Raw genomic sequence first — 442 nt, 5'->3', positions numbered from 1 at the left:
GACTTCTTCTGGGCGTTCACCGGGCGCCTGCTGCTCTACACGGGCTACTTTGCCGTCACCGGCTACCAGCTTTACATTCTCGCGGACTACATCGGTCTCGGTGAGGCCGGCGCGGCCGCGGCCATCCCGATCTTCGGACTGGTCAACCTTGCCGGAATCATTATTTCGACCGTCGTCTCCGGACCGCTCTCCGACAAGCTCGGACGCCGCAAAATCTTCGTCTTCGTCTCCTCGGTCGTCGTCGGCCTTGCACTGCTCGTCCCGCTCTTCATGCCCACTTTCCAGGGCTGGCTCATCTTCTCGATCATCGCCGGTCTCGGTTTCGGTTGCTTCTCCGCCGTGGACCAGGCGCTGATGAGCGAGGTGCTGCCCTCGAAGAACTCCTTCGCCAAGGACCTCGGCGTCGTGAACATCGCGGCGACGCTCCCGCAGACTCTCGCCC

Annotated in this window: 1 protein-coding gene; it reads left to right on the top strand. The window is 62.9% G+C overall.

The annotated features are described in order from the left end of the window. On the top strand, positions 1-442 hold a 442-nt coding region (locus tag AC1DIP_RS22285; RefSeq protein ID WP_477735125.1), incomplete at both ends, for an MFS transporter.

Source organism: Pseudarthrobacter sp. 05T312, assembly GCF_056396685.1.
Note: the sequence above shows the minus strand (reverse complement) of the source record. Positions and strands in the feature narration are given on the sequence as shown.